Below are 23,432 nucleotides of genomic sequence, written 5' to 3' on the forward strand. Positions count from 1 at the left end.
GTTCGATGAACCTGTTTGCCCGACCAACCATATCTTCAACGTGGATTTGCCGGGCTGGCATCCCTCGTTCAACTCTCTTTCACCCCCGTCGAATTCATGTCGTTGCCTGTTGATTGGTCCCTCTTGCCCTCCTTGTTGGCGGCCACCGAAGACACCGGCGGCGTCATCGCTTGGTTGCAAACCACTTGGCTGTGGACCCAAGTCGCCCTCGGAATTGGCTTGGTCATCTTCGTCCACGAACTCGGACACTTTCTCGCGGCCAAAACATTTGGCGTGAAATGCGAAAAGTTCTACGTCGGATTCGACGTGCCAATCTCGATTGGCCCGATCAAGTTCCCTCGAACGCTCGGCAAGTTCACCTACGGCGAAACCGAATACGGGATCGGCATTCTGCCACTGGGCGGATACGTGAAGATGTTGGGTCAGGACGATGACCCGCGAAAAGCGGAAGAGGAAGCCAAACGCATCCGACAAAGCGGGGAAGCTTCCGACGCCGAAGAGAAACTCGATCCACGAAGTTATCCGGCCAAGCCCGTTTGGCAACGAATGATCATTATCAGTGCCGGCGTGGTAATGAACGTGATCACCGGTGTGTTGTTTGCCGCCTTCGCTTTCTTCAACGGTGTTGGCTACACGCCGGCAGTTGTCGGTGGCGTGACTCCTGGCGGCCCCGCTTGGCAAGCAGGCGTGCAACCGGGTGGAAAGGTCGTTGCAGTTGGTTCTCTCGAAGATGATTCGCAATTGCCATTCAGCGAAATGCAATTGAAGATCATGGAGGCCGGCATCGAGTCGTCCGAGACCGCTGTTCCAGTTCGATTGCAATACGGAGACGACACTCGCGAATACCAATTGGTAACGCAGGCCAGCCCGATCGAACCCGATCGACGGATGATCGGCATCCAAAGTCCAACCGGCGACACGCTGTTTTCTGAACTGCCTGCGATGCCAAACTCAGTCGCCGCCGATGTGGTGACCGAAGAGGATGCGGGGGCCAAAGTGGTTGGCTTTGATGAGCAAACGCTGGATTCATCAGCAACCATGCCCATCACGCCTCTGTTGACTCGCATTCACACCGCACCGTCACAGCCAATTGAAATTCGATTGGTACGCACCGACGAATCCGAACATTCGCTGACCCTGCCGCCTCAAAAGGCGAAAGACTTCGGAATCCAATTTAAAATTGGACCGATCAAAGCGTTGATGCAAAACGGTCCCGCCGAATTGGCCGGGATGAAGGTCGGCGACCAAATCATTTCCGTGGGAGATGACACGGAAGTCGACGCCTATCAGATGGTGCTCGCGGATGTTCAGTACGACGAACCGGTGAACATCACCGTGCAGCGTGGTGAAGGCGACTCCCGCGAGGAGATTGAATTGACGCTTACACCCCAGCGTATCGAACAAACGATGACGCCGGTCTCAGCGTTCGGCGAGATGATGTCAGTCGATTCACTCGGTTTTGCCTACGAGCCAACCGCTGTGACATCGGAAGTGATTTCTGGCACCGAAGGATCCGCGGCGGACGGAAACGAAACCATTCAGGTCGGAGACGAACTCCGCGAAATCCGCGTGCAGTTTGCCAGCGCCAAGGATCGCGAATCAATCGAAGATGAGTTGTCTGAGACCGCGATGGAAGCCCTGACTGAGGGCTGGGAAATTGGCCCCACGAAGCCGCTTGGCAACTTGATGGAAACAATTCAATTGTTGCCCAACGGGACCAAGATCATTGCCACCGCGATTCGTCCGCCCAATGGCACCGTGGTGGAGCAAACATTGACGGTTCGTCAATCTGATCGATTCTGGTACGAACGCGGATTGAATTTCACTCCCGTCGAATCCATTCGCAAAGCGGATTCTTTGGGGATGGCACTTGCTTTGGGCGTGAGCGAAGCCAAACGCCGTATGGCAGATGTTGGACGCTTCCTCAGCATGCTTGTTCGAGGAAAGGTGAAAGCCAAGTTTGTTGGTGGTCCAATCCGGATCGCACAAATGGCCAGCCACCAAGCCGAGAAGGGTTTGTCCGCTCAATTGATGTTCTTGACGATGTTGAGCATGAACCTGGCGATCCTCAACTTCTTACCGATTCCGGCGCTCGATGGTGGCCACATGGTCTTCCTGACCGCCGAGTTGATCCGTGGGAAGAAGGTCGACGAAGCGATGGAAATGCGTCTGACTTTTGTCGGCGTCTTGGCATTGCTGGCACTGATGATCTTTGTCTTCACCAACGACATCCTGAACCTTTTGTAGCTCCGAAGCATCTCGGGCTGTTAACTCAGTCGACTTTCGATTCTTCATGTGAGCCGTTTGGGCGTTAGCCCGGTTCTGTGGTGGTGGAACCGAGGCGACCGCTGAAACGGCTCAGTAAACCAAGAGCCCGATTGCCGCTGAGGTCTTCTTGATCTGACCGCCATCGATGATGTGAAAGGGATGCGGTGAATGACGATTTGGGCGAACCACGCGACTACCTGAAGTTACACTTCTTGGTGTTCGTGTGGGGCTTCACAGGCGCCATGGGCGAATTGATTCATTTGCCTGCTGTGGAAATCGTGCTGTTTCGAAGTGCGATTGCTTCGGTCGTTCTGGGCTGGATGGTCCGAAAGTCTTGGCGTGTATCGATCCAGCAAGCTGTCGCGATGCTGGCGACCGGATGTTTGATTGGCGCCCACTGGGTGCTGTTCTTCTTGGCCGTGAAAGTGGCCAACGTTTCGGTCTGCATGGTTGGGATCGCAACGGTTTCGCTGTGGACCGCGTTGCTTGAGCCATTGATGATCCGCGGTCGAAAACTTCGCCGCATGGATTTGATCTTTGGCGTTTGCGTGATCGCCGCCGTGGCCGTCATCTTTCAAAGCGAACTGCAATACGCGGGCGGATTTCTGATCGCAATCGTTGCAGCGTTTGCCGCTGCCGTGTTCTCGATCCTGAATGGGCGGTTTGCCGTCACGACTCCGCATCGAGTCATTTCGCTGTATGAGATGATCGGTGCATGCGCATTCTGTACCGCGTGCTTGCCGTTGTCTGCGTTCTACCTGAGTGAAGGCCAAGGTCTCGATCTGGTGCCCTCGCTGAGCGATTTCGGATGGCTACTGGTCTTGGCCGTGGTTTGTACGGTCTACGCCTACAGTGAGTACGTTTCGCTTCTCAAACGCCTCTCTGTTTTCACCATCAACTTTGCGAACAATCTCGAACCCGTCTACGGAATGATTCTCGGAGCGATCCTGTTCGGCGATTATCGGACGTTGGGCGTGGGCTTCTACTTCGGTGCAACTGCGATCGCATTCTTGGTGCTCGCACACACCGGCTGGTCACGTCGAAAACGATTGCCAATTGGATGAGTGCAGCACCGTCGGGCTTGGGTTAAAATGAGGATCTCTTCTCTTCCTCGTTGACTCCCACCCAAGTTTTGCATCCCCATGTACGCAAACGCATCTCAGTCACTCGCTCAATCGTCGACTCGCAGGTTTCTGCTCGGATGCTCCGCCTTGCTGGTTTCGGCGTTGCTTGCCGTTCCCGCTTCAGCACAACGAAACAAACGCGGCGAAGATCCGGCCCTCAAACCGCGACCGGTCAAACTCAAAACCAAAGACAACATCGAGCTGACCGCGTTCTACTTCCCGTCCGCGGAAGGCAAAGAAGCAATTCCGGTGCTGTTGATTCACGAGTGGAAAGGGCAGGGATCTCCTTATCAAAAACTCTGCATGGCAATGCGGTCGGCCGGTTTGGCGGTTCTGTTGGTTGAGTACCGTGGCCATGGGAACAGTCGGCAGTACACGGCCCCCAACGGTGAGAAGGAAGATTTCAACATCGCCAGAATGGGCAAACGCGACATCCAAGCGATCATCCAATATGACCTGGAAGAAGCCAAGCAATTTCTCAAGCAAGAGAACAACGAAGGTCGACTCAACCTCAACGCATTGGCCGTTGTCGGTATCCAAGAAGGTGCGATCATGGCCTCACATTGGGCAGTTCGCGACTGGGGATTTCCAAGTGTAGGGCGACTGAAACAAGGGCAAGACGTCAAAGCACTGGTTTATGTTTCGCCCGTGAAAAACTTCAACGGCCTGACAATCGATTCCACCTTGCGTGATCGAAATGTCGGCGTGCTGCCAACGATGATTGTCGCTGGCAGAGAAAGCCCGGAAGCCGACGAAGCGGAACGATTGGGCGGACGTATTACCGCACTTCGTAAGCGATTGAAGATCGATGGGTTGGAAGTCAAACTCGAAAGCACCAGCTTGAGCGGCCCAGCATTGATCAACGAGGTTCCTTCCACCGCGTCAGACATCGTCAAGTTCATCAAGGCCAACGTGCCGGTCAGTGAAAGCGAAAACGAATGGATCGAGCGTTGATTTCGGTTTGATCAACTTCGTCAGTTTCAAAAGAACATGCCCAGCGTTCCGCCTCGTGCGATTCGCTGGGCTTTTTTGTTTCTCACTGCTTCTTTCGCGGTCAACAGAAAACTATTTGGACGAGCGACTCGGAAACACGGGGGCACCCGCGGCGACCGTCTGCACACTCCAGAGCGTTCCCCCCGCCGTCACGAAGAGAGTTTTCAAGTCGTCACCACCGAAGGCGCAATTGGTTGTCTCGTCACGCGGTATGCGCAAGTAGTCGAGTAGTTTGCCCTCTTGCGAAAACACATAAATGCCGGCCGTAGGCTGTTCTGCGGTCTCCTGCGGAAGATGAGGTTCGTTCAATCCTGCCGCAACGTACAAACGCCCTTGTTGATCCAATTTCATTCCGTCGGGGCCACGAGTCGTTCCCCAATCGTGGACCAATGTCTGACTGCTCAGATCAACGCTTCCATTCGCCTTCAAATCAAATCGCCATAGCTTTCTTGCGCCGCCCAAACCGTTGTTGTTGTCCGCAACAAACAGGGATCGATCGTCTGCCGTGACCACCAACCCGTTCGGCCGATCGACTTCGTGAGCAATGATTCGCGAAACCGTTCCATCGGGATCGATCCGGTAAACACCCTCGACGTGCTTGCCGGATTCATCCACCAATTCCATGTTCGACCGGTCGCCATACTGTGGGTCGGTGAAGTAAATCCGGCCAACAGAATCGATGGAGAGGTCATTGGGCTGGTTGAATTTCATCCCATCAAAACCATCCGCCAGCACGGTTTTGCTGCCGTCCAATTCCAGCCGAACGATACGACGTCGCACGGCTTCGCAAACGACCAAACGTCCCTCTCGATCGAACATCAATCCGTTCGAACCGGAATCCGTTTGATACACCAATGTTTCGCCATTCGGGCTTCGCAGGTTGATGTTCCCTTCGCCGCTGGTGAACAGCCCTTTCTCAGGGTGCCAGGCTGGACCTTCCCCCGCGCCGTGTTCCTGCAGCAACATCGGCGTTCCCGCAAAAACCGAAGTAGCCCGCGGGGATACGTAGTCGTTTTCCTCACCGACCACGGCACTGGCCGAGCCCCAAGTCACGCCCATTGCCAAGCCCAACTTTGCCAACCGATACCAACTTCGAAGACGTACTTTCAACTTCGTTTCCTTCATGAATTCATAGTCCAAGATTCTTGTCGACGTTGCCAAGAATAGCCCAATTTCGACACAACGACTCAGGGCTTTACCAAACCAAAGCTTCCTCGCCCCGATTCCACCCTCGATTCGACGTCCTCTCGCAAACGATCCGAGTCTGCTTCCCAGTACAACTCACGCTGCTTATCACTCATCTGCGTCAACGGACTGATGATTCGAAAACCGGTTGCACGGGATTCGTCAGATGTCGCCCACCATGGACTCGGTGGAAAATCCGGATCCTCATCCCACCAATCTTCTGTGCTACGAAGCATGGAATCGCATTGGCAATCTTTGGCATCCGAGTTGAAATTCCCGCCGATGGCAACGTGCCCACGGAACAGGCCGGTCGTCGCCGTGTCCTCGATCACCCATTCCGAAACATTGCCCTGCATATCGTGCAGCCCCAAAGAGCTCGCGGCTTTCGAACCAGTGAGAAGGACATCGACCGCTTCGGTGTTCTCAAAGTGAACCGCAACATCATCGACCAATCGTTCCGTTTTCTGACCTGAAACGCAGGCGTGCTGCCATTCACTTCGTAGCGGCAACCGATAGTCCACCTCGCAAACCAAACTCAACCATTTCGTGTACTGCCGGGCAGCGAATTGGCTGGTGGTTGGCACCGGTGAATCAGAGGCACCAGCAAATTCAAAGTTGATTGAGTAGTCGTAAACGTCCGTTGGAGCGGTCACGCCATCCACCTCGTCAAAGCCCGGCCGCTGGTAACCCTTTCGAAAGGCGGCTTTCTTGTGAGCGTAGTACAGTTGTCGATACGGCATGTACTGCTCCATCGTGATTTCCAGTTTCCCCATCCAAAACGGTTCGATCGCCACGGTCTGCACCTTCGGATCTAACGCGACTTTTGGCGGGACCAACGTCGCTTCCGATTGCTTGACGCCAGATGCATCGACCCACGGTGTTGGAGAAGGTGGCTTCAAATCAATCGTGCCGCCGGCAACCGGTACCATTTCGATTTCAACGTTTGTCCCCGGTATTCGCTGCGTATAGACGACCATGAATCCCCGGTCTGTCTTGACGGAGCGTTCATCCGTCGGACATTTGGATTGCACTCTCGATTCAGGACCTCGAGCTTCTGCCACCAAAGGGCAAGACGCGAGCACAAGTAAGATCAAGACGAAACGGTTCCTAATCAACATCGCTGCACGCAAAGAAAGCGGTCGGAAAGGATCCATTCTACCGTCCTTTGAATCACCGCCCACGGATGGACAGTGCAACTAACATCCGCGTTGCACTCTCGAACTCAAAATGGGCGAACCGATCTAGACTCAGGTGCCCCGAAAACACGAAAGAAGAGCTTGTCCCATTTCATCGATTGGAAAAGGATTTTCCATGGACGAGCCTACCCCATCGACTTTCGCGTCCGTGCGTGACGGATTTGCCGCCATCCGTGAACTGATCCTTGTTCTAGCGATGCTGGCGTTGTTCCTCACTCCCACCACCGTTCGCGATATTTTGCAGGATGCAGGCATTCGATCGTTTGCTGGCGTTGAGTTCGATGAGAAGACGTTGACCGAAGTCGAAAATGCGGAGTCACGAGTGATCGAACTCGAAAACCAATTGGCGCTCGCGCAATCGCAATTGGAATCGATCGCCCAAATTTCGCCCAATCGAGTCGATCCGCGTTTGGGTTCTGTTTCACGTCTGCTCGCCAACGCGCAACAGAGTGCGTCGAAAATGAGCGACAGTTTGGAAGAAGCCAAAGGCAAACAAATTGAACTTTGGCAGCGTTCCGGACGTCCACCACGCAATCACGGTCGGGACGAAACCTCCACCCCGGAACAACCCGAAATCGAGCAGGCCTTGGTCGCTCCCGAAGAACTGTTCAATCGCTGAACAGACAGGGCTCGCGTCGTCGTTCAGCCTCGCGTGAAGCCTATGCGTCGTCGCTTCGCAGTTGATCGAACAACTTCGCTCTCGCCAATCGCCAATCTCGCTCCACCGTCGCCACGCTGATTTCGAGAACCTTGGCGACTTCTTCGTTTGTCAGCCCGGAAAAGAACCTCAGTTCAACGACTTCACGTTGGCGAGGCGACGTCGCTTCCAACCCTTCCAACGCGGATTCCAAATCCTCGTATTGGCAACGGTTGTTGGCTTCAAAGTTGTCCAGCACCACGTCCAACGAAGCTCGTTGGTAGTCACCGCCGCGTTTGTTGGTCCGACGACGCCGCGCGTGATCGATCAAAATTTGTCGCATCGCCCGGTTGGCCATTCCGAACATGTACCGGCGGTCGGAAACGTTTTTCAGTGCCTCGGTGTCCAACAACCGCACACAGGCCTCGTTCACCAGAGCTGTCGCCTGCAACGTGTGATCGGGACGCTCGCCACGCATCAATGCACCGGCCATGTCTCGCAGTTCAGACTGCAACGTCACAAACAACTTTTCGCGGGCTTCCTCGTCGCCATCCTTGACCTGCTGCAACAGCATCGAGACTTCGGTTTCAGGTTGGCTCACGAGACAAGTCTCCAAGGAAAACACGGCGGCATCGGCAACCGTGATCGTTGTCGCTCAATGACGGTCCGAGAAAACGGAAAGCATACCCGCTTTTCGCCCCTTCAAGGTCACCGCTCGATGTCACCGCTAGGGGTCACCGGTCGATCGCTTCCAAAACGCGACGTCGAACCGCCGGCGCGAGGTTGCTGTTGCGGACTTCGTCTTCGATCTGGTCACGCGTGCCTTGGTAGCGAAGCGGAGCCGGATGCAGGTTTGGCAAATCCAAACTCACTGAAACTTGATCGCCGTTCTGACTCACCGACACACTCTCGTTGCTTCCCGCATAAGCGGATGTTGAAACAGAGGCTGTCGTCCGCCCGGGAAAAGCCCACTGACTCATACGCGGCATCGATTGATTGAACTGCGACTGGCCGGAATTGCCAATCGGAGTCATCTGACTTCGACGCAAAACCAACACGTGCATCCGAGCCAATTTTGGTGCGTCATCGCGTTCAATAACAGGCATCCCGTCAACGGACATCAGCACGTCACCCCGCTTGAGCCGAAAAGGAGCGTCTTTGACATCTCCAACACGCTCCACCACCAAACCATGACCAGGTGCGATCATCGGACAGTGCATTCGCAACAATTCAGGCACGGGAGCAAACTGGACCTTCCACTCTGGATGAAGAGAATCAGCGGCGTCGATTTTCTCCGGTGGAGCTCCAATCGCTGGCTGATCGGCATGCGAGGCTTGCAAAGCGAAAACGGATAACCCGAGACAAAGAGCGGAAGCAAGGAGGAGACGTTTCATGAGAACACCTAGAGAGTTGGTGATGAGTTGAATGTTAGATCGGACTTCATCTGAGGTCACTGAGAAAGGAGCGTCGGATCCTCCGACGTTCGTTGATTTCGAGAGTGTCAAAAAAAGGGAAAGTCGTTGGTTGCTGCCCGCGAGTTCAGCAGGCATCCAAGCGTCTTGAGTATATGAGTCGAAGGGCGAATCCCGATCATTCCCACATTCCAAACTCCGCCCTCCCTCTAAGAAGGTCGTTCAGTTTATCGAGGCCGCGTTTTAGCGGGTTTCAGCATTTGAGAACCTCTCCCGAAACGAAGTTTTGGGGGAGGTCGAGCGACGCCGTTCAGGCGTACGTGAGGGAGGGGGCCGAGCATGGTAAACAGTGCGGATTGCCCTCCCCCGGAAATCTCGCTGAACGCTCGCTTCCCGACCCCTCCCGCTGCACGGGCGGGGTTCTCAAGGCATTGCAAGCACAGCATTTAAAAGCTGCACGACCTCTGGGAGGGTCGAGGAAAGCGCGAAGCACAACTCAACTTCCAGCTCAACGATTCCAGTATCGGGTGCGGCTGTTTGACCAAGCTCGGGTGCGGTTGCCAAAGCCGGTCGATGTGCTGCCGCCATAAACCTGGCCTCGTTGCATGCCGGTGTTTCGAACCCCAGTGTTGCCACCGGTGTAGATCCGACCGTTTCCTTGCGAAGTCACACCACCGTGGCTGACGTGTGTTCCGTTGCGACCGATGGTCATGTTCAGGTTGTGCCCGATCCCGCCGACTCCTTTGCCGCCCACGCCAATCGAATTTGACAGCGAGATGCCGTTGGGTCCGGCTCCCACGCCAAAGCCATGACCGAAGTTGGTGCCATTCTTGGAACTGCTCTTTGACTTGGCGAATTTCCATTGGCCATTCGCAGATGCCCCCGCACTCGCTCCGCCATTGAGGAAATCAACATACGATCCAGCACTCTGTGCCGAAGCGGGTTGGCATGTGGCTGCGACGAACAGGAGAGCAGCGATACCGGAGAGGACTTTGAAGTTGACGATCTTGGACATGGTTTTTCTCGCAAGCAGAAGTGTTCAGGAAGTGATTTGTGCGGCTGACTTGCCGCCTCACCAACACTTGCGAGATCCCCTCTCCGATCCCCTCACAAAATTCAAAACTTTTCCCAAGACGCCGAAAACATCGTGATTTGGGCCTCAATCCGCGTCGAACACCGTCACTTTCAAATCATCCAGCCAGACTTCGCCCTCGCCGGCAGAAACAATCTGAACCTCCATCGGGATGCTCGTCAGCGTCGGATCCGGCGACCGCCCGAAGTAAATCTCGGTCTCGAATTTCCGCCAATCGTAAGTTCCCTCGGCCAAATCCAAGGTCACCGGAACCTGCGATCCATCGATGATCACTCGGACGGCATTCTCGTTCAGCTCTTTCGCTTTGGCCCAAACGGAAACAACACACCTCGAATTTTCAGGGATGGGGAAAACCTGTTTCGTTCGCCCGCCTGTTGGCTGCGTTTCACCGTCAGTCCGCATCGCTACCTCGCGGGATGGTGACCGATCACCAACGATCCGCATCGAATACTCACCCGAGTGAGCCTGAGACGACGTGACACTGGCCAGTGACCGATATCCCGGATCGTTGACCCAGGCGATGCCACGATCATTGGACCAGTAATTCCATCCACCTTGTTCGAAACCACCATTGAGCAGCGATGCTCGGTAAGGCGTCGGCGTCTCACCGTCCGCGATCAGCACCTTGGTTGCTCGCGGCAGTTTGTTGATCTCTTTGATCCAGTCCGACAATTGCCTCATCTCCTCCTTCGGCTGCGACGTCTTTGCCCATTCCTTCAGCCGGTCATACAACGGCCGCACCGCGCCGAGCACCTCGCAACCGGGCTGCGTTTCCAAAGCCGCTTGGACTGATTCGGCCGCTTCGGAATACTTCCGCAGAAACGCTTGCGTTCGCCCAATGCCCAACAAACAGGCCGCCTGGTGTTCGCTCAGTGTCGAAAGCTTCGATGCCTGCTTGTAGAGACCGAGAGCTTCTTCGTACTGCCCCGAAAGATCTTTGCAGGCAGCGATTCCGTAGGCCGCCCACAAGTGATGTGGATCCAACTGATTGGCTCTTTCGAAATCTTCCACCGCGAGATTCAATCGTTCGGCCGACAGATGAATGATCCCGCGCGCCGCCAACGCGTGAGCCAGCAGGGGCGGCGATAGCTGATTGACTTGCCCTGATTCGAAGAGCTCGTCCAACACCGCTTCGGCCACATCGTTTTGCTGACGCGTCAGATGAATGGACGCCAGCAACAATGGGTACACGGGTTGATCGGGATGCTGCTCAGACATTTCCTCGGCGAACTGAATCGCATCGGATCGTCCCCGCAAATCTTCCGCTGCAATCAACGCGGAATCGACCACGGGAACCAATGCTAAAGACTGCCGGCAAGTTTCCAACAACACGTCCACGGCGAGTTGATTTTGGTCGATCGCAGACAGGGTCATGCCATAGACCCATCCCACCCAAGGCTGTTTCTCGCCGAGCCGGAAAGCATTCTCTGCATCCTGCATGCTCCATAACAGAAGGTCTTCGATCCGTTCTTCCCGGATGGACGGATCGACCGATTCATCGTCTCGCAGTAAATCCGCTTGCATCCGGTACAGCGCAGCACGGTCGGCGTAGCCAAAGCAATTGTCGGGATTGATTGCGATGCAACGTCCAAAGGTTTGAATGGCCAACGAATAGCTCTGCCAAGTCAGTTCAGGCTGCTGGATCGAGGAAAAGTACTGAAGATGGCCGAGAGTCAACTGCGTCCAATAGTGATTCGGACGCAGCGACGCCGAACGCTGAAACAACTGGCGTCCGCCTTCGACGGCATCGAGATTTTTGTAGTCTTTGAACACCACTCGAAACGATGGGTCCATGGCGGAAAGCAAACACATGATTCCGATCTTTTGAGCATCCGCTGCGTTGCGAGCCGTCCCCAGCTCTTCACCTTTGACCCACTTGCCATCGCCCAATCGAAAATTCGCGATCCCGCGGTACCAACGCACAGCCTCCGATTGCCGAAACAGTTCTACGCGTTCGCTCACGACCTTGGCGGCCTGAGCCTCTGCGATGCCGGCTTTGGTCTGCATCGCGGTCCAGGCTTTCCACAAGCGTTCACTCGAATCCGATTCACCATCGGAGTGTTTCATCACTCCAAACAATCGAGTCCCAATCGTCTTGACCAGCATCCCATCCAGGATGATCCACTGTTGGTAGGCGTCCCAAAGAAGCTGATCCCTTTGATTTGCCGACAGATCCTCGTGAGGCAGATAGTTCCACCAATCTCGTTGCTCCCAAATGCCAAGAGCCTTCAGCGCGTTCGACGCCGCCATGATCCCCTGTGTGTCACGGCTCATGATTCCAAATTCTTCGGCTTGTTCCGACAGGTCGTAAAACGAAACCAATCGCTGCAGACGCTTCGCTTTGGCAACAATCCTCTCGCGATCTTGGCTGAACTCCGATTCTTCCTCCAGCGTTTTGGATGCTCGGCGCAAGATTCCCAACGCCGATTCGTAGCGACCAAATTCGATCTCGCTGGCAGCAACCTGCCAATCCGAGTCGACCGAATTGCGAATCTCATTCAACCGCTTCGCATTCGCGATGGTCAGTTCCAATTCCTTTTGGTTGCGTTCGCTTTCGACCTTCAGACGTTGCGAACTTTGGTAGCTCCATACCGCCGCTCCCGCGATCGAGCCGAACATCAACAACAACATTGCGACCGCACCGCTGGTGGCGAGCGTTCGATGTTTTCGCCCCCAACGTCCAATCCGTACCGGCAGTGGATCTTCAAACACCGACACGGGTTCGTCACCCAACCAGCGTTCGACATCCGCCGCCAATGCGGCCACCGTCGTGTATCGATCTGCCGGCCGTTTCGCCATCGCTTTCATGCAAATCGCTTGCAACGATTCCGAAACACTTGCATCGCGGCGACGTGGCGGTGTGACCTCTTCTTGCCGAACACGCTGAAGGATTTGGCTGACCGAATCGTCTTGATGAGGCGGTGAGCCAGTCAGGATCTGGTACAGCGTCGCTCCCAGCAAATACACATCCGTTTGGCATCCAACCAGCGACACATCGCCGTTCGCCTGCTCGGGACTCATGTACTGCGGCGTTCCCACGGTCCCGCCCGCTCGCGTGTGGCTGGAGTCACTTTCAGCTTTGGTGGAAGCGTCTGGTATCGCATCGGCATTGTCGCGGGACGCAATCGCCAAACCATCATCGAGTTGCTTCGCCAATCCCCAATCGACCACCAACGTTTCACCGTAGGGACCAATCATGATGTTGGCGGGTTTGATATCGCGATGAATGATACGCCGACTGTGCGCATACTCGATCGTGTTGCAGACATCGACGAATCGATTCAGGATTGTCCGCAACGACCGAGCTTTCTCGCCGTCTCTTCCACTCGATGAATCTTCCGACTCTTCTTTGAGCGAATCACGATATTCGCGGATCACTTGGCGAAGTGTTTGCCCCTCGATGAAGCGCATCGCATAGAACGGGCGCCCATCCTTCCAAGTCCCCATCGCATAAACGGGCACGATACCGGGGTGTTCCAACCGGCCAGTGATCTCGGCTTCGCGAAGAAAGCGGGCATTGGCTTCTTCGTGCCCATTCCATTGCGGCCGGATCTGCTTGATCGCGACCTCTCGGTCGAGTTGCCGATCGTGAGCGACCAACACTTCGCCCAGCCCGCCTTCATCGTGTCGGGACAGAATCCGGAATCGAGCCGACTCGTTGACAGCGGCATATTCCTCGGGGATGTCGCCCGACGCATCGTGATCCGCTTCACCGAACGCCTGCATCAATGGCGATGCCGGCATGAACTTGGACCTCAAAAATTCATCGTCCTGAGCCGCTTCGTCGGCCGCAATCAGGTTGCGAACTTTCCGCAACAACTCCGCGTCACCATCGCACCGCTGCCGCAGATACGCCTCTCGATCCACTGCGGGCAGATCAATGGCGTCCAAGAAAATGTCTTCTGCGTTGGATGACGGGTCATCTGGCAAAACGGTCACCTCGTTCGTTCAACATCGATTGTGTGGAGCGTCAATCTCTTTCGAAAAACGCGAATCCGCCTCGCGAAGCTTACTCGAACACCGACGGTCGACGGCTTCGGTTTAGGCGTCTTTTCACGATGGAAACAAAAAAACCGAAAAACGATGAGGGGTTAGCAAAGGGTTTCTCGCAAGGTTCCGGTGAAGACAACAACGTCCTTCCGAACAACTCTTGAAACTCTCTCACTGAGGAACCCAGCCATGTCCACTCGTCTCTTAGCCATCGCAGTCGCAGCCGCTTGCTTGATGACCGCAGAAGCCAACGCTCAAGTCACCGCCAGCAGCTACTCCAACGGCGGCACCGCTATCTCAACCGCCAGCGGCCGCGGAAATACTCGATTAAATGCCAGTTCCTACGCCACCAATGGCGGCTACGCTCGAGCCGACATGCGAGGCAGCGGTCGCAACGGTGGCTTCGCCAGCGGCAACAGCACCGCTTACGCCAACGGCGGTGTCGCAATCAGCCAAGGCCGCTCGCACGCCAACGGCTGGGCAGCCCGGTCACACGCGAATTCACGTGCGGTCACTCACGGTGGATTCTCGAGAAGCAGCAGCACTGCCAAAGCACGCGGCAACTGGTCCAACGCCCGAGCCAATTCGAACGCCAATTCATGGTTCGGCCAGTACAGCAACAGTCGAGCACGGGCGGTCGACAACCGCTATGTCCCGCAGCCCTACACTCCGCCAATCCAAAACGCGGTCATGCCTTGGTGAGCTTCCACGTCTGAGCGAAACCTCCATGAAGAAAACGACAACGGAACTCGCCGGCTTGGTTGCCCGGCGGGTTCCGATCGTTTGTTGGCGGAAGTATGTTGGCCAGGGCAACTCACCCCTTTGTCGAAACGGAAATTCCATGCCCGAATCGTTGCTTCCCCTGGATCGTTTGATGACCACCCTGCGGACACGTGCCGCGGAACGTCCCGAGGGCTCGTACACCACCAAATTGATGAACGGTGGCGCCGAGGCGATCGGTCGAAAAATTCGCGAAGAAGCCGAAGAGCTGATCGAAGCGGCGGACGAACCAGACGAAGCTGGCCGCCAACACGCCATCTACGAAGCCGGCGACCTGATCTATCACGCGATGGTTCTGATGGCCTGGCGTGGAATTGAACTGGACGAAGTCGCCGCCGAACTGGCTCGCCGCGAAGGCACGTCTGGTCTGGTCGAAAAAGCCTCCCGTCCCGCGAAAAAGGACTCCGGCACCGCCGATTCGTAGTGCCGAATACGCTGGGATCCAAACAGACACCTGCCAAAAATCAGGTTCAGCGATTACTCTTTTCGCCTCACTGACTTTTTGGTTCTCGATCTTTTTTGGTTCCCATGACGACTTTGGCCCCCCTCGGAAGCGGCTCTGACCCCGACAGTTTCTTGCGTTTGGGGATCCCCAGCAAAGGCCGACTCAGCGAATTGGCGACCGGACTGCTGAACCAAGCTGGACTGAGCTTTCGCCGCCAAAACCGAGGCCTGTTTGCCCGAGTCAGCGGATTGCCAATCGATTTGATCTTCTTGCGAACCGATGACATCCCGACGCTGTGTGCAGAAGGTGCCATCGACATGGGGATCACCGGCAGCGACCTGATCGAAGAAGCCGGAGCCAATGTCGAGCAACGCATGGCGTTTGGCGTCGGGCGATGTCGACTGGCGTTCTGCGTCCCCGACGACGAAGACTACACCGACGCGGCTCAGCTCAATGGCAAACGGATCGCGACCAGCTTTCCCCACGTCACCGAACAGTACCTGGCCACCAAAAATGCGAAAGCACATCTGGTGTCGCTGTCCGGCAGCGTCGAAGCGATGATCCGTTTGGGCGTCGCGGACGCGATTGTTGATTTGGTTGAAACTGGCAGCACGTTGGCAGCCAACCGACTTCGGATTCTGGAAGAAATCGGCCACTACGAAACCGTGCTGATTCAAAACGGAACGCATCGCTGCAAAGAGGTCGCCGACCGTTTGGTTTCCCGATTGGAAGGCGTTGTTCTCGCTCGAGACTATTCCCTGGTCGAATACAACATCCCGCGATCACGAGTGAGCGAAGCGGAAAAGATCACCCCCGGATTCAACTCGCCAACGATCAATTCACTCGAAGACAAAGACTGGTGTGCTGTTCAAGTCATGGTCCGACGCGGCGAAGTCGTCGAAGTCATGGAACGTCTCAAAGAGATCGGCGCGTCCGGCATCTTTGAAATGACGATCAACAACTGTCGCTTGTAGGGCAAACGAGCGGAACCGTTGTCCTCAACAGTTCCGTCAGGCCAAATCCAAACGCCAAACCGCGTCCCAACCCAGACGCAGCGTGTCACACCGTTCGCTCAACGCGGCGCAACGACGTTACCGCGTCATGCAAAGAGGTCGTGCAGTTGATCGAGGCCGCGTTTTAGCGGGTTTCAGCACTTGAGAACCTCTCCCGAAACGCAGTTTCGGGGGAGGTCGAGCGACGCCGTTCAGGCGTACGCGAGGGAGGGGGCCGAGCATGGGAAGCAGCGCGTATTGCCCTCCCCCGGAAATCTCGCTGAACGCTCGCTTTCCGCCCACTCCCGCTGCGCGGGCGGGGTTCTAAGCAAGTCGGCAGGAATGATCGGTTAGAACCTCACTTAGGCGAGTCTCTCTGAGACTCGCAAATGACAGCGTCTCGGAGAGACGCCGCTACGTGATCAAGCCCGATGACTCCCACTCACGTGCTTGCAGGTTGAAGGGCACAGCACTTCAAACCTGCACGACCTCCAAACGCTTGAGACAAACGTTCTCCTCTGACTGCTCGTTAAAGCATCTGCCGCAAGATCTGCCCGGTCAGACTGTCGTTGACCGACGCCACTTCGTCACGAGTCCCACTGGCGACGATTTGGCCGCCATTCTCGGCAGCACCAGGACCAACTTCGATGATCTGATCCGCGGCCGCCATCAGCATGGGATGGTGCTCGATCACGACCAACGAATGCCCTTCGTCAATCAACGCATCAAAGCACTTGAGCAATCGTCGGATGTCGTCGAAGTGCAATCCCGTCGTCGGCTCGTCCATCAAGAACAACGTCCGCCGTTTGCTCGATCCCGCCAGGAACGCTGCCAACTTCAAACGTTGGGCCTCGCCGCTGGAAAGCGTGGTTGCGGGTTGCCCCAAGGCGACATAATCCAGCCCCACGTCAATCAACCGCTTCAGTTTGTTCTGCACCTTCGGCATTTCGCGAAAGAATTCGGATGCTTCGCGAACGGTCATCTCCAACACGTCCGCAATCGTGCAATCGCGATAGCGGACTTGCAGCACCTCGTCTCGATATCGTCGCCCGCGACACTCGCCGCATCGCATCGAGACATCCGCGAGAAACTGCATGTCGATCGTTTGCACGCCCGCTCCCTCGCACGCCGAACATTGCCCCGCCGATGAATTGAAACTGAAGTGCCCCGGTTTGAAGTTCCGAATCTTCGCATCCACCGTCTCAGCGAACGCTTGCCGAATCGGATCAAACGCTTTCGCAAACGTGACCGGACAACTGCGCGGGCTGCGGCTGATCGGAGATTGATCGACCAACAAACAATCATCGATTGCGTTTTCACCACGCAAGGACTGAAACGGAAGCGTGTTGGCGACGATGTCAGCGGACGGCACTTCGCCACGACGTTCCGCCAATCGCGTCGACACGGCTCCGAACAAAGTGTCGTGGATCAACGAACTTTTTCCGCTTCCTGATCGCCCGGTGACGACCGTCAAACATCCCAGCGGAAACTCAACATCAATGTCCCTGAGGTTGTGACCGCTCGCGCCAGATAGCTTCAATGAACCGGTGGGGGCGCGGCCATCGGTCAAATCAAGTTGGATCGAACGCTTGCGGTTCTTGCCAAGATACCGCCCCGTCAAACTGTCCTTGGCCTTCACCAGCTGCTTCGGCGTGCCTTCGAAAGTCACCAAGCCTCCGCCCACGCCCGCCCCCGGACCGATCTCGATCACTCGATCGGCGAGTTGGATCAGCGTGTCGTTGTGTTCCACCGCGACCACGGTGTTACCACGGTCGCGAAGCTGAGTGATTGCATCGACCAATTGCTCCACGTCGATTGGATGCAAACCGGCCGTCGGTTCGTCGAGCACATACAACATGCCAACCAAGGTGCTGCCCAAAGCCAACGTCAATGCGATCCGCTGGGTCTCACCACCGGACAACGTTCGCAGCGTTCGATTGAGCTGCAGATAACCGAGTCCAACCTGGTCCAGGTAACGCAACCGATCGCGAATCTGCCGGACCGGCTCGCTGGCGATCGTGTGTCGACGTTGCTGGTCGGCGATCAACAATTCAGCTTGTGTCTGATAGCCAACCAATCTTTCCCCGACGATTTCACCCTCAGTGGTTGCATCGGTCGCTGTGGCGTTCTCAGCATCCGCACCAAACCAGTCACTGAAAAACTGGTCCAGCTCGTCACAACGCATCGCCAACATTTCGGAGACATTGTGCCCGCCAACTTTGTAGGCCAGCGACTCGGGTTTCAACCGATCGCCACCGCATGCCGGGCAAGTCCGATAGCTGCGGTACCTCGATGCAAACACTCGAATGTGCATCTTGTACTTCTTGCGGTCCAACCAAGCGAAGAAGCCATTCAAACCACCGAACTTGCGTTCGCGGACGCCTTCATGGATCAACTTCAGATGTTTCTTCTTCAGGCTTGAGAAGGGCACATCGACCGGCAAGTCATAATCGTCCGCGAGTGCCAGCAGCTCTTCCAATTCGTGTTGATACGAAGGTGCATTCCAAGGTGCAATCGCGCCTTCGCGAATCGACTTGGACTTGTCGGGGACAATCCGGTCCATGTCGATTCCGATGACATCGCCGAACCCTTCGCACTCCGGACACGCTCCCATCGGATGATTGAAGTTGAACGCCCGTGGGACCGGGTCCGGATATTCGATGTCGCAGTGATCGCAGCGTTGTCGATCGCTGGCCACTCGCTGCAATATCTCCCGTCCGTCGATTGATTGGGTCGGTAACCCTTTGAACCGATCTTCCGCGTCGGACTGGAACAGCACGACCGCGCGACCGTTGCCTTCCGTCATCGCGGTTTCCAATGACTCCGTCCAGCGAGACATTTCCGACGAGGAGGAAAGCCGGTCAACGACCACCGTCGCCGTCACCCCTTTCGATCCAATCCGCTTGGCCATCTTGCTGCGGTCTTCATCGGACAACTGGAACGTTTCGCCTTTCAGAATTAAACGCACGAAACCTTCTTGCTGCAGCCCGAGCAAAATTTCGGACGCGGCTTTCCGATCCGGCAACCAGAGTTCGAATCCCACGATGGCCCGCTGAACTTTTGCTGCCGGGTCGCTGAGCTGGGCCGCGACACTTTGCGGGCTGTCGATCACGACTGGTTGGCCACACTGGTAACACACCAATTCCGATGCACGGGCGAACAGCAGTCGCAGGTGCTCGGCAATCTCGGTCGACGTGGCCACGGTGCTGCGGTTCGTCTTCACCGCCGAGGCTCGAGTCACCGCGATCGCGGGCGGAATCCCGGAAATACTGTCGCAATCCGGCTTGTCGAGCTGGTTGAGATACTGCCGCGTGTACGCCGAAAAACTCTCGATGTAGCTGCGTTGACCCTCGGCATACAGCGTGTCCAGAGCCAACGAAGTCTTTCCACTGCCGGAAAGCCCGCAAATCACGACCAATTCCCCGCGAGGAATATCAACATCAACATCACGCAAATTGTGAACACGGCACCCGCGAACCGAGATCGGTTGTCGTGTCACCGGGGTCTTTGTTGTCGAACTTTGCGTTTGTCCCATGATGCATCCATTCACAATTGAATTAAAATGTCTCCTCCCCCCAGACTGCCCACCATCCCCGAAAGCACGAGACCCGTTCGAGTATGTCATTTCGCAAATTTCTCGCGACCCCAACCCCACGCGTTTTCACGGGTTTGCTCGCTCTGTGCCTGACGGTGTCGCTGGCGCCACAGGCAGTGTCGGCACAAGAAAAGGACTCCGCGGCCACAACGAAGTCGGACGACTCCAAATCCGAGGACAAACCAGCCGAGAAAAAAACGGAAAAGAAGGCTGAGGAAGCCTCCAAAGACACCAAAGATGCGAAAGCCACCGAGAAAAAAAACGACAAGCCAGCCGATTCGAAGGCGGACGAGTCGAACGAAGAAAAGATGACCGACAAGGCGGCAGACGCCCCGAAACAAGAAGCCGCAGAACCATCCGAAGAACAACCGTCCGAGCCCAAACCTGATCCGACTTGGGTCGAAAAGGGTGTTTGGACCTTGCCACCCACCGATGGCCCGGCCGCTGTCGACTTCCAACTGATTGGCGAATACGCCGGCGACGTTTCCATTCAAACCGAAACCAAAACCGACGACTCGGACGCCTCCGCCGAAGCCACCAATCAACGATTCGGAATCCAGATTCGAGCCCTCGGTTCGGGCGAGTTCGAAGCCCTCGCGTACGAAGGTGGACTTCCCGGCGATGAGAAATTCGACGAGGCAACCCAACTCCGGCTGATCGGACGCCGCAACGGTGAAATCCTGGTCCTGTCCGGTGGTCCCTGGGCATTGTTCGCTGGTCCCGAGAAATGTCGCTTGATCAATTTCGAAGGTGACTCACTCGGTGAATTGCCCCGCGTGATTCGAACCAGCCCCACGATGGGTGCTCAACCGCCAAAGGATGCACTCGTGCTCTTCAATGGCGAGAACACAGATCAATTCACAAAGGCTCGGATCGCTGACGAAGGCTTGCTCGCTCAGGGTGCCAACGTCAATTGGTTGCTCAACGACTTTGACCTGCACTTGGAATTCCGAATTCCACACATGCCTGGTAAACAAGGTCAACAACGCGGCAACAGCGGCGTCTATTTGCAAAGCCGCTACGAGTGTCAGATCCTCGATTCGTTTGGTACCGATCGAGTCTTCAATGGCCTGGGTGCACTCTACCGGTTCAAGCCACCGCGTTTGAACATGGCGTTCCCACCACTCACTTGGCAGACCTATGACATCCGCTTCACCGCCGCACGGTTTGGGGCCAATGATAAGAAGCTACGTCCCGCTCACGTGACCTCGTGGGTCAACGGTGTGAAAGTCCAAGACAACGTCGCTTTGCCCGGTCCAACCGGTGCCGGCAAAGCAGAGGAAGCGATTCCATTGCCAACGTTGCTGCAAGACCACTCCGACCCGGTCCGTTTCCGCAACGTCTGGGTACTGGACCGAGGGATCGCCACCAGCGACTCGTTCCCACCGAAATCTGATAATTAGGGCGAAATAGACTCGTTCGTCGCCTCTCCCATGAGAGGGCGATGCCGTTCTAGGATGCCGTGCTCCCAAGGTTGAAATCACCCTCCCTGAACACGGAGGTTGTGCGTTTTTCATATCGCTTGTTGTCGGCATTCCACATGTCGCACCTCTCCCGAAACGAAGTTTGTGGAGAGGTCGAGCGACGCCGTTTAGGGGTACGCGAGGGTGAGGGCTGGGCATGGAAAACGGCACAGTCTCTACCAGAGCAAGACGATCAAAAAGACGCCGACGACAACGGCACCAATTGGTCGCCGCAAGACGGCGAATTAATTGAGCTCCGTGCCAACATCGCATGGGGGGGAGCCGATAGATTAACGAGCAAGTTCACTCTCCTTCGCTCGCCCGTTGATCGATCAGCACCATGTCCGTTTTGAACCGCAGATCATTCCGCTATCCAATCGCATTCTTGCTTTTCGCGTGCCTCTGCGTCGCCGGTTTTTTTGCCGGTTATCGAACTGGCTTCTCAAGTGGTTACTCGTCCGGACGAGCCAAGTATCAATCCGAAGACCCCTATCCAGTGGTCTACCAGGTGGGTGATCTCATTCGAGCCACTCGCGACGCTGGGGTCTCGCCAGACACACCTCTCGACTTTTCGACGTTGATGCGAGTAACTCAATCGATGGTTTTTCCGGCTGAGTGGGAGCAACTTGGTGGCAATTGCTCCATGGCATCGTTTCCTTCGTTGGAACTGCTGGTGATCGATGCGACATCCGGTGTCCACGCCAGAACCAAGGAGTTGTTCGAGGACATGGACTCGCTCAAACCTGCGATCGCGGAGAAAGAACAAGAACGCCTGCAATTGAAGCGGATGCAGCAGGAGCAAGTCAGCAAGGCTCTCGAACCAGTCAGCAAACGTCTCGGCGAAACATTGGTGCCGATTGACGGCGATGTCAAACTAACGGGCAAGTGGGATGTCAAAATCGTCGCACCAGACGGGAAGCCCGCTACCAACCAATACACGTTCATTGATCAAGAAACCTTTGAAGCGGAATCTTCCGATCCGTTTTTCAAGTCTGGCAAACAATGGTTCTCGGTATCCGATGGAGCCATGGTTGCGATTGGAGCCGGATTTCATGCGGCGATGAACAGCGACGATGCACTCATCCTTGTTCCAACCAATGATCCAACAACGTATCTTCGGTTGACTCGTACAGACATCTAAAACCAAGACACGATTGCATCGCCCATGCCGTCCCTGGATCAATTCCGAAAACGAGTGCTGAGTGACAGCTTGTTCTCACCTTGCGGCATGGCCGCCGCGATCCAACGTCTCAGTTTTGTCCAAGCCGATCCGATTCGTTGCCCAGCCCGGGCTCAGGATCTGATCCTGCGTCATCGTGTCAAAAACTACCGGGCGGGAGACTTGGAACGTCACTACCCGAATCTCGATTTGGAGGAATGCTATCTGTTCGCCTACGGGTTTCTCTCGAAAGACCTTTGGCGACTGGTGCACCCGAAAACGGACAAGGAACTGACTGACGAACATCGCAAAACGCTCGACCTGATTCGGCAACACGGTCCGATGCATTCCAAAGACCTGGAATCACACATCGGTGGCGAACGAGTCAAAAATTACTGGGGCGGATTCTCTCGGTCAGCGAGGATGGTCATGGAATCCCTGCACAATCGCGGTGCACTCCGCGTCGCCAACCGGAACAACGGCATCCGCGTCTACGAAGTCGCCGATGAGTTTGAACCGACGCTATCCCGAGAGGAACGGTTGCGAGAAATCATGCTTGCAACGTTACAAGCGATGGGTGCAACGACACGTCGCTTTCTGCTCAGCGAACTATCTCACTTCAAATACTTGGTCGAAAACGTCGCTGATCGGCGAAGGTGTCTGCAAAGACTGATCGACGCCGGTCGAATTCGCGTGGACACGATCGATGAGGTCGAATACCTGTCGCTGGACTCTGGTCGACGCGGAAGGATGAAAACGGATACCGTTCGGGTCCTGGCACCGTTCGATCCGATTGTTCGAGACCGAACGCGTTTCGAGCACTTTTGGAATTGGACCTACCGTTTCGAAGCCTACACTCCTCAGCAAAAACGGAAACTGGGCTACTATGCCATGCCGGTTCTCTGGCGAGATCAAATCATTGGTTGGGCAAACGCCATCGTCGAAGCAGGCCGCCTGAAAGTTGACTTTGGTTATGTGGATCGCCGTCCAAAAGATCGAGCCTTCCGTCTGGCCGCAGAGTCGGAAGTCAATCGACTGGCGGAGTTTCTAGGACTCGATCAAAGCGTTCAGGAAGTAACACTTGGCTAAAGTAAGAACAT

Annotated in this window: 17 protein-coding genes; 10 read left to right on the forward strand and 7 right to left on the reverse strand. The window is 55.7% G+C overall.

The window, feature by feature from the left end; genetic code table 11:
• Nucleotides 1–15: 15 nt before the first annotated feature.
• The 3 genes from RB_RS11200 to RB_RS11210 all read left to right on the forward strand — a co-directional run bounded on the left by RB_RS11200 (nucleotide 16) and on the right by RB_RS11210 (nucleotide 4,346).
• Nucleotides 16–2,247 carry a M50 family metallopeptidase gene (locus tag RB_RS11200; RefSeq protein WP_011120518.1) on the forward strand — a complete coding sequence of 744 codons (2,232 nt, stop codon included), beginning with the start codon at nucleotides 16–18 and terminating at the stop codon, nucleotides 2,245–2,247.
• A 185-nt stretch (nucleotides 2,248–2,432) separates the two neighbouring features.
• Nucleotides 2,433–3,332: a DMT family transporter gene (locus RB_RS11205; protein WP_011120520.1), complete on the forward strand. Its 900-nt coding sequence runs from the start codon at nucleotides 2,433–2,435 to the stop codon at nucleotides 3,330–3,332.
• Between the two features lie 78 nt (nucleotides 3,333–3,410).
• The gene (locus tag RB_RS11210) at nucleotides 3,411–4,346 is read left to right on the forward strand and encodes an alpha/beta hydrolase (protein ID WP_007329841.1); all 936 of its coding nucleotides are present in this window, start codon (nucleotides 3,411–3,413) and stop codon (nucleotides 4,344–4,346) included.
• A 111-nt stretch (nucleotides 4,347–4,457) separates the two neighbouring features.
• Here the strand turns inward: RB_RS11210 and RB_RS11215 are convergent, their stop codons facing one another.
• Together RB_RS11215 and RB_RS11220 are read right to left on the reverse strand one after the other, a co-directional pair.
• Nucleotides 4,458–5,510: an SMP-30/gluconolactonase/LRE family protein gene (locus tag RB_RS11215; protein ID WP_390175113.1), complete on the reverse strand. Its 1,053-nt coding sequence runs from the start codon at nucleotides 5,508–5,510 to the stop codon at nucleotides 4,458–4,460.
• A 62-nt stretch (nucleotides 5,511–5,572) separates the two neighbouring features.
• On the reverse strand, nucleotides 5,573–6,601 hold the full coding sequence (locus tag RB_RS11220; RefSeq protein WP_231846409.1) for a formylglycine-generating enzyme family protein: 1,029 nt from the start codon (nucleotides 6,599–6,601) through the stop codon (nucleotides 5,573–5,575).
• 280 nt (nucleotides 6,602–6,881) lie between these two features.
• Between RB_RS11220 and RB_RS11225 the strand changes: the two genes are divergently transcribed.
• Complete coding sequence (locus RB_RS11225) at nucleotides 6,882–7,385, forward strand: hypothetical protein (RefSeq protein WP_007329839.1); 504 nt, start codon at nucleotides 6,882–6,884, stop codon at nucleotides 7,383–7,385.
• 40 nt (nucleotides 7,386–7,425) lie between these two features.
• On the opposite strand, the gene RB_RS11230 is transcribed toward RB_RS11225, so the two are convergent.
• From RB_RS11230 to RB_RS11250, 4 genes are all read right to left on the reverse strand, one after another.
• On the reverse strand, nucleotides 7,426–8,004 hold the full coding sequence (locus RB_RS11230; RefSeq protein ID WP_007329838.1) for an ECF-type sigma factor: 579 nt from the start codon (nucleotides 8,002–8,004) through the stop codon (nucleotides 7,426–7,428).
• A 133-nt stretch (nucleotides 8,005–8,137) separates the two neighbouring features.
• On the reverse strand, nucleotides 8,138–8,797 hold the full coding sequence (locus RB_RS11235; RefSeq protein WP_011120524.1) for a hypothetical protein: 660 nt from the start codon (nucleotides 8,795–8,797) through the stop codon (nucleotides 8,138–8,140).
• Nucleotides 8,798–9,323: 526 nt separating this feature from the next.
• The gene (locus RB_RS11245) at nucleotides 9,324–9,830 is read right to left on the reverse strand and encodes a hypothetical protein (protein ID WP_007329836.1); all 507 of its coding nucleotides are present in this window, start codon (nucleotides 9,828–9,830) and stop codon (nucleotides 9,324–9,326) included.
• Between the two features lie 144 nt (nucleotides 9,831–9,974).
• Entirely contained in the window at nucleotides 9,975–13,847 is a 3,873-nt protein-coding gene (locus RB_RS11250; RefSeq protein ID WP_011120525.1) for a serine/threonine-protein kinase, read from the reverse strand.
• Between the two features lie 240 nt (nucleotides 13,848–14,087).
• Between RB_RS11250 and RB_RS11255 the strand changes: the two genes are divergently transcribed.
• From RB_RS11255 to hisG, 3 genes are all read left to right on the forward strand, one after another.
• On the forward strand, nucleotides 14,088–14,600 hold the full coding sequence (locus tag RB_RS11255; RefSeq protein ID WP_011120527.1) for a hypothetical protein: 513 nt from the start codon (nucleotides 14,088–14,090) through the stop codon (nucleotides 14,598–14,600).
• Between the two features lie 25 nt (nucleotides 14,601–14,625).
• Nucleotides 14,626–15,102 (forward strand): phosphoribosyl-ATP diphosphatase, encoded by a 477-nt coding sequence (hisE, locus tag RB_RS11260; protein ID WP_011120528.1) that lies wholly within the window; start codon nucleotides 14,626–14,628, stop codon nucleotides 15,100–15,102.
• Nucleotides 15,103–15,206: 104 nt separating this feature from the next.
• On the forward strand, nucleotides 15,207–16,097 hold the full coding sequence (gene hisG / locus RB_RS11265) for an ATP phosphoribosyltransferase (protein ID WP_007329831.1): 891 nt from the start codon (nucleotides 15,207–15,209) through the stop codon (nucleotides 16,095–16,097).
• 547 nt (nucleotides 16,098–16,644) lie between these two features.
• On the opposite strand, the gene uvrA is transcribed toward hisG, so the two are convergent.
• Nucleotides 16,645–19,650: an excinuclease ABC subunit UvrA gene (gene uvrA, locus RB_RS11275; protein ID WP_164921883.1), complete on the reverse strand. Its 3,006-nt coding sequence runs from the start codon at nucleotides 19,648–19,650 to the stop codon at nucleotides 16,645–16,647.
• 83 nt (nucleotides 19,651–19,733) lie between these two features.
• On the opposite strand from uvrA, the gene RB_RS11280 reads away from it, so the two are divergent.
• From RB_RS11280 to RB_RS11295, 3 genes are all read left to right on the forward strand, one after another.
• Entirely contained in the window at nucleotides 19,734–21,113 is a 1,380-nt protein-coding gene (locus RB_RS11280) for a 3-keto-disaccharide hydrolase (protein ID WP_011120533.1), read from the forward strand.
• A 400-nt stretch (nucleotides 21,114–21,513) separates the two neighbouring features.
• Nucleotides 21,514–22,314 carry a hypothetical protein gene (locus tag RB_RS11290; RefSeq protein WP_011120535.1) on the forward strand — a complete coding sequence of 267 codons (801 nt, stop codon included), beginning with the start codon at nucleotides 21,514–21,516 and terminating at the stop codon, nucleotides 22,312–22,314.
• Between the two features lie 24 nt (nucleotides 22,315–22,338).
• On the forward strand, nucleotides 22,339–23,421 hold the full coding sequence (locus tag RB_RS11295; RefSeq protein WP_011120536.1) for a DNA glycosylase AlkZ-like family protein: 1,083 nt from the start codon (nucleotides 22,339–22,341) through the stop codon (nucleotides 23,419–23,421).
• Nucleotides 23,422–23,432: the final 11 nt, after the last annotated feature.

It is taken from the genome of Rhodopirellula baltica SH 1, assembly GCF_000196115.1.
Lineage (GTDB): Bacteria > Planctomycetota > Planctomycetia > Pirellulales > Pirellulaceae > Rhodopirellula > Rhodopirellula baltica.